Genomic DNA, 12,007 nt, shown 5'->3' on the forward strand with positions numbered 1-12,007 from the left:
TTTTACCACGCTCCGTCATCCCAAGGTCTATTTGGAAGTCCCCAATTGATTTGAGGGCCATCGATGGCTTGAACTGCATCAATGATAAATCCCATTTGTAGTGAGTATCGTTCACTAATCGCATTATAATTACCGATATATCCCGAAATCAGTGTTTTCTTGGTTGCAACACCAGGACCCTGTCTTAAAATTTTGTTCTTAAAGTAAAAATAGCCATCGTTATCTCTATTGTCATAGAATTCTGTTGTGTTATACGCAAACTGAGATAATGAAGGTTGTGTCGTAGCAACTTCTACTTTTTTGCCATTTGAGATATACGTGAGGGTCATTTGTTCGTATATCGCAATTCTGAAATAAGTTTCGACACTGCTAAATACCTCTACATTGACTCGAAAATTTTCGATGAATTGAGGATCAGTTGGCAAGGATACATTAATCTTATAAATGCCTACTTTAGTAAATGGCGTTTCATCGACAGGATCAGCGATGTAGAAGATATCTGTTCTTTTTTCTTGTGGCATCCCAAATTCGTCTAAATAACTGAAGTATGCCTCGACATTAACAGAAACAGCTCCAAGTGTGACTTCTTCCTCTTCAATACCTTGACTTGATAGCCAGCCAGCTATACTGATGACAGCAATCGTGGTCAACAATACGAATGAAATTGCGATTTTAATGATTTTTGTCATTTGGGCATTGACCTCCTAAGGATTGACGATTTGATCTAGTCGAATTTCGATATAACCAATTTCAATAGATTCGTTATGTAACGTGTTATTGATTGTAGGCTCGACATAAATGGTAAAATCAAAAGTTAAAGTTTCACCAAATGTGAGTTCATAATTCGTAAATACTGTCTCATTTGCAGTATCTAAAGCCATTGAAGCTGGACTTGTTGTTATAGGATTTATATAATTCAATGTTAATAAATTGTATAAAGTCACATTGGTCGGTATGATGTCCTTTAATGTAACGGTTAAATGTCCATCTGTGGTACTTTGATTCACAATCACTAATCTAAACGTATAGGTTTGTCCTGGCATCAAATCGTCAAGTGGTAACCCTCCTGTGGTAATTTGTGTATAACCGCCGTCTAAAATACCATCTAAGTTAGCATCATTGGCTTGGTAAAAGGATGCTTCCATCTTAATCGAACCACTTGTGAAAATGATTGGTTCAGAAGCAAATCTAGCAATGATCCAAGCGAAAATCCCGGTTGTTAGTAGTGCGAGCACCATGACTAAAATAACGATGCTTTCGATTAATCTGATTTTCTTCATAGGCTCACCTCCTTGTTTATGGTTTTATTGACCTGTTGAAAAATTGTAGTTAGCTGTGCCTAGTGTTGCCCAGGTTACAAAAGGGCCTTGCTTAGCTTGAAAGGTTAATGTGATTGAAACCGTTTCACCGACATGTTCATTTCGAATGAAATAACCGTCTAATTTAAGTGACTCAAGTACTGTGATTTGTGATACTGTGGTAGGAATCTTAAACTTACCCGGTTCGGAAGTAGAATCTGTATTCGACCCTCTGTAATAATAGCCATTATCAAATACCCAGCCTGATGAAATCGTGTACACTGAGAATAAATCATTCACTGAAACAGTGCCTAACAATGAAGTCGAAGCTTCAATGCTGAATCTAAGTTCTGTCTCAACCGATGAGGTATTGGTTAGTTGAAAAGTGGTACCAATCAATTCTTGTGATGGCATCACAAAGCCAGAAGTTAAATTACCTGACCAAGTGAATGAAACCTCACCAAGTGTAAAATCAACTGAACCTGTTTCTTTTTGATCAAAATAATAAGCATAAATGGTAGTGCCCAATAAGATGAGTGTCAATATCATACTTAGGGATAACACAAGTAATCGTTTAGTCATGTAATCCCTCCTAAGTATCGAATATCGCAAGCAGGGAAGCAATCCTTAGAATGCCTGCTTGATATTCGGATTTGGTTGTATTCGAATCAAACTGAATCGAAAACTGGATGAAAACAGTTTGACTGATGGGTATTTCAAGACCGGTGATGATGGTCATGTCTTGACTACCATTGATCAAATTGGATAAACGATAATTTGAGAAAGTTTGTCCTTCAAATGTAGTTGGTGTAGTAGAGTTCAATGGTAACGTTATTGCTGACCCTTGTACTGTTACAGTGCCATTGACTAAATAAAAGACATTGCGCATGTCATAGCCAGAATTCGCATTCGCACTAGTAATATCCTTAAAATTGATGCTCGCATTTACTTCGGAGGTGGATAGATTTTCTATAGTCACTGTAAAAGAAAACAAGTCTCCTGGTAATGCATTATTCAGAAAAGCAGTCATTTGCGCTTCGGTAGTGATTGTTTGCGGTGAGCCGCCATTTTTCGACACTTGGAATGTGATTTTTGCAGCATACTCATTTACAGGTACAACAAACTCATTGACCCTTGCTGAATCAGACAAAGCGAACCAAGCAAAAGAGGACGCAGAAAAAACCAATAATGACAAAATGAACATGATAATTGAAACACTGGTCGATTTATGGTTCATAACGTGGCTCCTTTCCGCTTGTGACTTAACTACAGTTAAGACTTTATAAGATGTTTTAATTATACCATCTTTAGAAAAAACCCGTCAAATCGATGGTAATAATTACTTAATATATTTCTAAATTTGCCAAAGGTCACACATTCATTTCAGATTTACACACATTTACACACAGTTTTACGTATAAAATGACAAAAAAAGGAAAGATTATCAGTCTTTCCCCATAATTACTTAAATGAATAATATTAAGCTAATAGCCATAATCGCCATACCAGTGATTAAACCGTAGATTGCAATATGGTGTTTACCATACTTTTCGGCGGTTGGTAACAATTCATCCAATGATATATATACCATAATTCCTGCAACCAAACCAAAGACAAACCCAAACATCGCATCCGATAGGAGTTCACGAAGTAAGAAATACCCTATTAAAGCACCGATGGGTTCTGATAATCCAGAAGCAAACGAATATAAAAATGCCTTTTTACGAGAATTGGTTGCCTGATAAATCGGGACAGATACTGCAATGCCTTCTGGGATATTGTGGATTGCGATTGCAACCGCAATCCCAATCCCTAAAGTTGGATTATCCAGTGCAGCGATGAATGTAGCGAGTCCTTCAGGAAAGTTATGAATCGCGATTGCAAGCGCTGAAAACAACCCCATCCTTAACAATTTATGTTCCTTTTGTTTTAAATCATTTTCATCTCTGATTTCATGGGGATTTTCTTTATCTGGTACTAGCTTATCAATGGTTCCAATCAATAAGACGCCCAGAAAAAAAGCTAAAGTTGTCAAAATATACCCTTGTTTGATCCCATATACATCCGTTAGTGCGACTCTTGCTTTTACAAATATTTCAACGAATGACACATAGATCATAACCCCTGCTGATAGACCTAAGGCGAATGACAAAAATGTTTTTGAAGTTGCTTTTTTATTAAATGCCAATAACGACCCAATACCGGTGGATAACCCAGCAAATAAGGTCAGTAAAAATGCTTGAAATACAGTCATAGGTTGCTCCTTATTTAAAATTATTTTATATAATTCATGATAAAATAATTCTAGAAAAATATCAATATTAATGAAAATAATTCTAAATAATTAATTTGTTTATAATAAAATGACGGTATTTTATAATCGTGTTTCAATCCACTACCGACTCACAGTATCACACCTTCTGTGCTGTGAAACCCTCGTTCATCAAATCTAAGTAAGCTTTGAACTTTTCTTTCGGTTCATAACAGGTTTAGTAGTTGTTTTGAGAAACCAAAAACTCATCACAAAAAATACTAGCGTGCGTTTGCTCGATACTATATTCATAATACCCTTCTTCACTTAGAAAAATATCCGCTGTTTCGACTGCTTTATTGAGTCTAGCAACCAAAGATCGATCCTTAGTATAACCAAAAGTCAGGTCGTTAGGTTGAAGATCAAAATAGTTTCTGATCCGATCCAGCGTGAACCCAATAGCCGTTAAGGTATTCATCAAAGCTATTGTAGTCAAGGGATATAGTTCATTTAGATACTGTTTTTGAACCCATAAAAAACCAAAGTGAATCTTGAAAGATCATGCATCAAGATAAGCAAGTTTTTTCTGCTTCGTTTGACGATATGTGCATGCCAAGCATACATGTCGTGGTCGGTATTTTCTCCTGAATTTCTGGCTTAGCATAAGTAATCATGGCTTTTGTGCACTGAAGATGCATATTTTTACGCTCCTCTTGGTTATGTATGTGTATCAAATCCAAAATGCACTCATTGAAATACTGAGTATTGATATTGTTTTTGATTTTATAATTCAAAGTATTTACTTTAAATGCTTCTGTTTTCGATAGTCATACATCATGTGGTCTGCTTGCTCATATAGTTCTGTATACCCCATACCATCGTTGTCCATCACGGCTGACCCTAAAGATATGCCAAAGCGATAGACAGATTTTGTATTATACTCAGTTTCTAAAGATTCTAAAATGCTTAACTTATCTGAATACAGGTCATGACTTTTATTTAGGTAAAGACAGGCAAACTCATCGCCACCAATGCGATAACATTCACCATAATCTTTAAACACTGCACTGATCATATCATAAGCTGTTTTGATGGCTTCATCGCCCGCGATATGACCATGTACATCGTTAATTTTCTTTAGGTTATCTAGATCAAAGAGGATTAATCGCAAATCTTTACTTTGCTTTTCATCACGCATAATGGCATCGAAATCCCGTTCAAACGCCAATCTATTTTTACCCTGAATCACATGATCCATATAGGCTAGTTTTTGATATAGTTCAGTCTGAAAACTGATTTTTAGTCGTTGAATGATATATCTAAAGTAATTGATGATAACATAGGTCATAATCAAGACGATCCCTAAAGAGAGATATAAAGACACGTTTTCAAAAAAACCAACTTGAAAATTAATGAATTCTAAAATGGCAAACACCATGAGTACAATAAATGCATATAAAGCTTTAATGGTTTCATTTTGATTGTTCTTCTTATTATCTAAAATGAGTGCAATAATCGCTAATACAATACCAACTGCAATCCATATTTGTGAAAGTAACACTGTTTCAAAGTAGTCAGCTATATTTAGATAATGTAATACTGTGATGATAACCAGATGAATTATGAATAAATACTTCATCCAACTCAATACTTTTTTATAGTCTTTAAGGAGAAATTCAGTTAAAAATACAATCATTGGAATTGCAAAAGCCGGCAATGACATATATGCGAGTGTTCCCATCAGGAGTTCACTACCAGTAAAAAACTGGAGCATTCGAGATTCCGCAATCACCCATAAAGATAAAATGATGGCGAATAATCCAATATAAACATAGCCTTTGTCTCTGACCTGTTTCACTAAGAAATCAAAAATCATAACAATCAATCCGATTAGAAATAGAATCACACCAATGATCAGTCTGATGCCATAAGTATTCATCAAATAGCGGTAATGCATCACTTCAGACCCATAAAACACATCATTGATTTCACCAGACATTGATCTGTAGGGTGAGGATAGTTCAATCGACAGCTCATGACCTTCATTTTGACCCGGTAAAGTAATAAAATGCCATGATGAGGCATAAGGTTTAAATTGTGAAGTTCCAAATTGCTTTTCATAAATAAGCACATCATCCAAATATACGGTTATATTTTGGAGTGATGTTCGAATCATGATGACTTGAGATTCATTGAAATTTTGATCCAATGTTCGATAAATACGGTAGGGTGTATTTGTCGAAACATTCAATTTAGTAGGCACTGAAATCGATTCATTCTCAAAAACCCACTCAGCAGTCAGTTTTTGTGGCGTATCGATTGAAATTCTTAAACTATCGTATCCAATCCAAAATAGAGATAGGAAAATGATTGTAACTACCAATAAGATGATGTATGGTTTATAGGTTTTGATAAGCCTCACCTTTTCTTTCTAAAATAATTATAGACATCTATCTGCACATGCAGACTGAAAAGTCCTGATTTTTTTCTTATTTATAACATAACTGCTTAAGTTATTTACTTTCTTAATTATATCATAGTATTAGTGGTTAAGACAATTTCCAACCATAAGTCAGGATTTAGCTATGATAATAGATTCAAAAACACTTTTCAATATTAATGAAAATAATTCTAAATAATGAAGATATTCACAACAAACCATTTCCTGTGGATATTTTTAAAGCATATCAATATTTATCTTGAACACAGTTATAATAAAAAAGAGGATTAATTTCCCTCTTCTTGTTGACGTATTTTCTCGTGCTCATAAATCATTCGGTTCTTACCCATTTGTTTGGCTTTATATAACAATACATCGGCTTTTCGAATGACATCTTCACGAATATTCGCTTGGACAATTCCAATCGATACCGTGAGTGGTTTTTGATAAATTGGAGTACGCAATAGTCGTACTTTCTCAATGATGGCTTGTCCAATCGCTTTGATTTCTTCCTCAGAACCAAACAATAAACCTATGAATTCATCGCCACCGTTTCGATAAAATCGGTTATCTTCTGTAATATATTCTTTTAAGATATCTGAAAATTGAATGAGTGTCGTATCGCCTGATGCGTGACCTTCACTGTCGTTGATTTCCTTAAAATTGTCAATATCTAGATACATGACATGAAAATCTGGGTGTTTGTATTTTTTTCCATAATGGTAATCTAGCGTATATTTATTGAATAGTCCCGTTAAGGCATCGCGGTGAGTTTTTTTATAATTATCTTCTTCTTTACTCATGACATCTGTCATATTTGTAATAAAATAAACATTTAAACTCGGGTTCGCGTCGACAATATTTCGAGAAATCGAAATCCAAATTTTCTCATTATTCCTTTGAATTGGGAAAGTAACCATACTATAATTTCTGGTAGTAAATAGTTCATTGTGTACGTACTTGTAATAAGTTGATCTACCTGAAACATCTGCATAGGCATTATTATACTCAAAATGATACAAAATATCCTTTAAAGTAATGACAGGTGTTTCATCTAGTCCAATTAATGTGAGTGACCCAGTAATAACATGTAACACCGTATCTTCATTCAAGCCATTCGCACTGTATAGGATAATTCTATCTTTGCGCACCAAAAGAATGTCTTCAATGACATCTACTTTAAACTCATCCTGTAAAGTTTTAGATACCGATTTTAGGTATGGATTGTTCATGTCTCCCCCTAGGAACAATCGTATTGAATCGTCCAAATAATACTATATAAGAATTTTATAAACTTGTCAATTTTTATCGTAATTTTAAGTGTAACCAATCCATTATTATCAGTAGAAATGCACTTATTTAAGTAAAAATGTCCACAAAATGTGAACATTATTTATTGTTAGGATGATTTATTTTTTCAAATCTTGATAGGCTTTCGCTAGTTGACCGCCTATACATGCATTATTGTAAACCAAAGCGAGGTTCGCTTGAAGACTCTTACCTTTTGTTTCTTCAACAATCTTTTTAAGTAAATATGGGGTAACATCCTTGCCTTCAACGTGATCTACTACACTCTGTTTTACAGCTTTATCAATGATCTCATTCATATAATCGCCATCAATAGAATCCGCTTCAGGAATTGGGTTAGCTACCAAAATCCCACCTTTGAGATTGAGGTGTTCTTTGGTTAATACTATTTTCGCCAAGTCATTGATTTTTTCAACATGTAGATGTAACTTAATATCGGATGTTCTTGTATAAAACGCTGGTAAAACCTTGGTCTTATAACCAATAACAGATACCCCTTTGGTTTCTAAGTATTCCATCGTTCTTGGTAAGTCTAGGATCGCTTTGGCACCTGCACAAATGACTGTTACATTGGTTTGTGCAAGTTCTTCTAAGTCTGCAGATACATCTAGAGTCGATTCATAGCCTTTGTGAACCCCACCAATACCGCCTGTAACAAAGAATTTGATGTTGGCCATTTCCGCACAAATCATGGTGGATGCGACAGTGGTCGCGCCAATTTGTTTCATCGCGATGACCGATGCTAAATCACGTCTTGAAACTTTGACGACATGCTTGGATTTTGCAAGCGTTTCCAAATCCTCATCCGTTAAACCAACTTTGATTCTGCCGTCTAAGATTGCGATGGTAGCTGGAATCGCGCCTTGTTCTCTAATAATTTGTTCTACTTTCTTTGCCATGATAACATTATCTGGGTATGGCATACCATGGGAAATGATGGTCGATTCGAGGGCAACAACTGGCAAGTTGTTGGCAAGTGCTTTTTTTACTTCTGCTTTAATATCTAAATACGCTTCAAATGATTTCATGTTTTTTAAGCTCCTTTTTTAATAAGTTTATGGATAATTTGGGGTTGACTGCATAAGGTGATTGGATGGTTAGGCTCGCACTCATAGCGCCATAGCGGATACTTTGTGTCATCGATTCATTGGTCATTAATCCGTGTAATAATGCACTGCTAAAACTGTCACCTGCACCTGTCACATCAACAACCTGTTCATCATCTACAAGATAGGCAGGCTTATGTTTAATTTCTGTGCCATCAAAATAATATGATCCCTTTTTACCAGCTGTAATCACGATTTTATTTAGACCTTTTTCTAACCACTTTGGGATAAGTTGATAGGGGTCCTCGAGGTCTGTTTTGAAGTAAGCTTGGCTTTCATCCAAGTTACAAATCAAGATTTCAACGCCGTTTAAATCTTCTGGCAAATGCTTCATCTTCGGTCCAGAAACTCCGATAATAGCCAGTTTCTTTTGTTCATCTAAGGCATATTCAATCAACGCTTCCATAGCATCTTTCGTGATGTTCATATCTGCGATTAACCACTGACTCATGCTGAGATGACGCTTGTGTTCTAAAATCCAACTGCGATTCATGTGGTTGTTGATTGACATATCGGCAAATCCGACATCCATATTGCCTTTTTGATTGATGACTGCGTAATAGCCCCCTGTATTTTCATGTTTGATTCGATCACAAGCAAACACTGCCATTATCTTTTTTGAATAACTCAGTAACTCATCGCCTGCACGGTCATCACCGAGAACAGTCATTAGAGAAACTGAATGGTTGAGTCTTGAAAGATTATCAGCGACATTTCGAATAACTCCACCATATGAAATGGTCGAGTTCACAGGATTAGAAGTACCAAGGACCATCTTCTCTTCCAATTTAAAGGTGTAATCCATGTTCGCACTACCAATACAGGTCACAAACTCTTCGGTTTTAAGTACATAGGGTTTACCTAATATGTATCCTTTGTCCTGAAGACCTGAAATCAAGTTCGCTATCGCTGGTCTAGATAAATTCAACTGATCCGCAATAAATTGTTGATTGACATAGGGATCTTCTTTTAAAATTGAGAGCACTTTTTGTTCATTTTCATTTAATTTCATAGGTCACCAACTTACATATGTTTAATTTAAAACATTTGTTTATACTTATATCATACACCTATATAGGATACTTGTAAAGTGATTAATAACGATTTAAGAATTGTGTTTCTAGTATAACTACTCAATTGTAACCTTATTTATAATTTACAATTACAGTGATTGACATATCGATTGTCTTTGCTTAAAATGTACTTACGCAAACGGAGATAATACCTCTGTTGTAGACTTCTTAGAAAGATTTTTACACTTTCTTAGGAGCCATTTTTTATTAATAAGGAGACAAAATGGTGATTGTTATTGGTGGTATGATTGGTCTAGGGAAGACCACAGTGGCTGAAATGTTGAGTGAAAAATTAGGCAGCCAAGTATTTTATGAATCGGTGGATGATAACCCGATTTTACCGTTATTCTATACGGCTTCTCAAGAAGAGATTGAAGCTAAGAGATATCCCTTCTTATTACAACTTTACTTCTTGAACTCTCGTTTTAAGACGATTAAGGATGCGCTTAGACACCCGAATAACATCATCGATCGTTCAATTTATGAGGATTGGTATTTCGCTAAACGAAACCGTGATCTCGGAAGAATTTCAGATTTGGAATTTCAAATGTATGAGAATTTGCTTAATAACATGCTTGAGGAGTTAGGTGATTTGCCTAAAAAAGCCCCTGATTTGATGATCTATTTGAAAGGTTCATTTGAAACGGTATTAAAACGCATTCAATTAAGAGGACGTTCTTATGAACTTGATGAATCGCTTATTACTTACTACAAGTTTTTATGGGAAAGCTACGATGATTGGGTCATGCATCATTACAGTGCTTCTAAGGTTGTGACCATTGATATGGATCAATATGACGTTAGGAATGAAGCTGACAGAGTTCAAGTTTTAAAATTAATAACTGACGCTTTACACTCATAATAAAGCCCATTGTCGCTGACAATGGGCTTTTTCTAACTAAATAATTAGGAATTAGGTTATATGGATTTAAGTGACTCATTTGGTTTTCTAACTTTTCTAATGTAATAGTAAATGATAACGGCTATGCTATATAGAGAAATGAGTGGGGGAACTAGCATCGTATACAATGACATTTCCATTTCGAATTCGGATAGTAGAATCCAGTAACCTCTTCCAAATGTTTCATTAATATCAAAAACTTGATAGTCTAAAGTTTCCAAAAATGCTTCAGTTTGTTGAGTCATGATGAGCTCATAGCCATCCTCAAATGTATATGTTTTCGTATTTTCTTCGCTGTTATACGTGTAGTCAATATTTGAAATCCCGGTACTGCTTTTAATTTGCAAATACTTAAGGGTATAATATCTGTCTATATTATCTTCTTTATAATATTCAGAATAACCTACACTAGAATGTTCAATCTTAATCGCTAATTGATAAGGACCTAGGATCGAAATAACCAAGATTGGTATGAGTAAAATCAAAACCATGATCCCATTTAAAACATGTCTTCCAAGTGTTAACTTTTTAAGAAATGAAATTCTTAAGGCTCTCATGATGTAATACAAGAAGATTGCACTTACACCCATCAAACCGAAAGCATATCCCATTCTATTTAAAATCGCTTCTGCAGTTAGTACACTGTTAGAACCCACTGCGTATAACAATGCAAAAAAAATAGAGGCTAAAGATAGGTAGAGGAGGATGTAGCTCGTATGGAAGACAAAGTTCAATAGACTTCTTTTTTCTTGAATAGAGATATCTTTAACTTGTAATCTAAGATAATTAACATTGATGCTTTGAATGATTAAACCAATTAAGATCACAATTAAGCCAATCCCCATACCTAGGTTTGAATTGGTTGTAATTTGACCTAATACAATCATCGATACATTACTCAATATCCAAATACCTACTGAAATAATAAAGTATTGAACATATTGATTGGAAATTCTATTCACTACATATTTGGTTAGGTTTGTCTCCTTTAGGTTATCTCTTGATATCCGCTTAGTTCCTCTTAAGATATCATCCACAGTAACTTCGTAGTAATCCGCCAATATGATCAGTGTCGAAACCTCAGGCATACCCAAATCATTTTCCCATTTACTGATCGTTTTATTAGATACATTTAGATACTCTGCTAATTCAATTTGAGTCAACCCTTTTGAAACTCGTAATGATTTTAAAAACTCACCTGTACTATTCATTTCAATCACCTCTTAAGTCAATTCTATCTGTAAAGCGACAAATACTAAACCCATTTAATGGTGAAATCTATCTACGCTTTGGTGGAATCTCACAATAAAATGTGTATCCAGAGTTTTTTTATTGTTAAATGCTATTAATTGTAAACTTGTAAAAAAATATACAAATAAATCTTTCCTAAATAATTATACCATTACAATATTTTTATAAAACTAATTTCTATACGTATTTGATTTTTAAAAGCAGTGTTCTTTCACGTTATCAATAATTCTATACACTCATACAAAGTAAACTGTAGACGTCAAATAATAACACTCTAATCAAACGGAGTGTTTTTTTGTATCCTTAAGGAAAAGGAGAACGAATATGAGAAAAACACTAACCGATCGAGAAAGGCTAGACCTGGTAAAAAAGTATCGGA

General features: G+C 34.8%; 11 protein-coding genes and 1 pseudogene. 1 reads left to right on the top strand and 11 read right to left on the bottom strand.

Annotation, left to right across the window (positions count from 1 at the left end; all coding sequences use genetic code 11):
- Nucleotides 1–2: 2 nt before the first annotated feature.
- The 10 genes and pseudogenes from N7603_RS07925 to N7603_RS07970 all read right to left on the bottom strand — a co-directional run bounded on the left by N7603_RS07925 (nucleotide 3) and on the right by N7603_RS07970 (nucleotide 9,415).
- Entirely contained in the window at nucleotides 3–689 is a 687-nt protein-coding gene (locus tag N7603_RS07925; RefSeq protein ID WP_262096898.1) for a hypothetical protein, read from the bottom strand.
- Between the two features lie 15 nt (nucleotides 690–704).
- On the bottom strand, nucleotides 705–1,280 hold the full coding sequence (locus tag N7603_RS07930) for a hypothetical protein (RefSeq protein ID WP_262096899.1): 576 nt from the start codon (nucleotides 1,278–1,280) through the stop codon (nucleotides 705–707).
- A gap of 24 nt (nucleotides 1,281–1,304) precedes the next feature.
- A complete protein-coding gene (locus N7603_RS07935; RefSeq protein WP_262096900.1) occupies nucleotides 1,305–1,880 on the bottom strand; it encodes a hypothetical protein in 576 nt (191 codons plus the stop codon).
- Between the two features lie 10 nt (nucleotides 1,881–1,890).
- Nucleotides 1,891–2,535 (bottom strand): hypothetical protein, encoded by a 645-nt coding sequence (locus N7603_RS07940; protein WP_262096901.1) that lies wholly within the window; start codon nucleotides 2,533–2,535, stop codon nucleotides 1,891–1,893.
- 228 nt (nucleotides 2,536–2,763) lie between these two features.
- Complete coding sequence (gene zupT / locus N7603_RS07945; RefSeq protein ID WP_262096902.1) at nucleotides 2,764–3,552, bottom strand: zinc transporter ZupT; 789 nt, start codon at nucleotides 3,550–3,552, stop codon at nucleotides 2,764–2,766.
- A gap of 235 nt (nucleotides 3,553–3,787) precedes the next feature.
- Nucleotides 3,788–4,173: pseudogene (locus N7603_RS07950) on the bottom strand (DUF6933 domain-containing protein).
- Between the two features lie 175 nt (nucleotides 4,174–4,348).
- Nucleotides 4,349–5,971 (bottom strand): sensor domain-containing diguanylate cyclase, encoded by a 1,623-nt coding sequence (locus N7603_RS09050; RefSeq protein WP_262096904.1) that lies wholly within the window; start codon nucleotides 5,969–5,971, stop codon nucleotides 4,349–4,351.
- 305 nt (nucleotides 5,972–6,276) lie between these two features.
- Nucleotides 6,277–7,221, bottom strand: a complete 945-nt coding sequence (locus N7603_RS07960; RefSeq protein WP_262096905.1) for a GGDEF domain-containing protein — start codon at nucleotides 7,219–7,221, stop codon at nucleotides 6,277–6,279.
- A 177-nt stretch (nucleotides 7,222–7,398) separates the two neighbouring features.
- Complete coding sequence (locus N7603_RS07965; RefSeq protein WP_262096906.1) at nucleotides 7,399–8,325, bottom strand: pseudouridine-5'-phosphate glycosidase; 927 nt, start codon at nucleotides 8,323–8,325, stop codon at nucleotides 7,399–7,401.
- A complete protein-coding gene (locus tag N7603_RS07970) occupies nucleotides 8,312–9,415 on the bottom strand; it encodes a carbohydrate kinase (RefSeq protein WP_262096907.1) in 1,104 nt (367 codons plus the stop codon). Before N7603_RS07970 ends, N7603_RS07965 begins: the two co-directional genes overlap by 14 nt.
- 284 nt (nucleotides 9,416–9,699) lie before the next feature.
- Here N7603_RS07970 and N7603_RS07975 point away from each other — a divergent pair, with 284 nt between their 5' ends.
- Nucleotides 9,700–10,338, top strand: a complete 639-nt coding sequence (locus tag N7603_RS07975) for a deoxynucleoside kinase (RefSeq protein ID WP_262096908.1) — start codon at nucleotides 9,700–9,702, stop codon at nucleotides 10,336–10,338.
- A 56-nt stretch (nucleotides 10,339–10,394) separates the two neighbouring features.
- Here the strand turns inward: N7603_RS07975 and N7603_RS07980 are convergent, their stop codons facing one another.
- Nucleotides 10,395–11,588, bottom strand: a complete 1,194-nt coding sequence (locus N7603_RS07980; protein ID WP_262096909.1) for a helix-turn-helix domain-containing protein — start codon at nucleotides 11,586–11,588, stop codon at nucleotides 10,395–10,397.
- Nucleotides 11,589–12,007: the final 419 nt, after the last annotated feature.

The organism is Paracholeplasma vituli (assembly GCF_025446935.1).
GTDB classification, from domain to species: Bacteria; Bacillota_I; Bacilli_A; order Acholeplasmatales; family UBA5453; genus Paracholeplasma; species Paracholeplasma vituli.

What these genes read in the sequence shown, in the direction of transcription:
- N7603_RS07925 (WP_262096898.1), bottom strand. Translation starts at nt 689, where the DNA reads ATGACAAAAATCATTAAAATCGCAATTTCATTCGTATTGTTGACCACG.
- N7603_RS07930 (WP_262096899.1), bottom strand. Translation starts at nt 1,280, where the DNA reads ATGAAGAAAATCAGATTAATCGAAAGCATCGTTATTTTAGTCATGGTG.
- N7603_RS07935 (WP_262096900.1), bottom strand. Translation starts at nt 1,880, where the DNA reads ATGACTAAACGATTACTTGTGTTATCCCTAAGTATGATATTGACACTC.
- N7603_RS07940 (WP_262096901.1), bottom strand. Translation starts at nt 2,535, where the DNA reads ATGAACCATAAATCGACCAGTGTTTCAATTATCATGTTCATTTTGTCA.
- zupT (WP_262096902.1), bottom strand. Translation starts at nt 3,552, where the DNA reads ATGACTGTATTTCAAGCATTTTTACTGACCTTATTTGCTGGGTTATCC.
- N7603_RS07960 (WP_262096905.1), bottom strand. Translation starts at nt 7,221, where the DNA reads ATGAACAATCCATACCTAAAATCGGTATCTAAAACTTTACAGGATGAG.
- N7603_RS07965 (WP_262096906.1), bottom strand. Translation starts at nt 8,325, where the DNA reads ATGAAATCATTTGAAGCGTATTTAGATATTAAAGCAGAAGTAAAAAAA.
- N7603_RS07970 (WP_262096907.1), bottom strand. Translation starts at nt 9,415, where the DNA reads ATGAAATTAAATGAAAATGAACAAAAAGTGCTCTCAATTTTAAAAGAA.
- N7603_RS07975 (WP_262096908.1), top strand. Translation starts at nt 9,700, where the DNA reads ATGGTGATTGTTATTGGTGGTATGATTGGTCTAGGGAAGACCACAGTG.
- N7603_RS07980 (WP_262096909.1), bottom strand. Translation starts at nt 11,588, where the DNA reads ATGAATAGTACAGGTGAGTTTTTAAAATCATTACGAGTTTCAAAAGGG.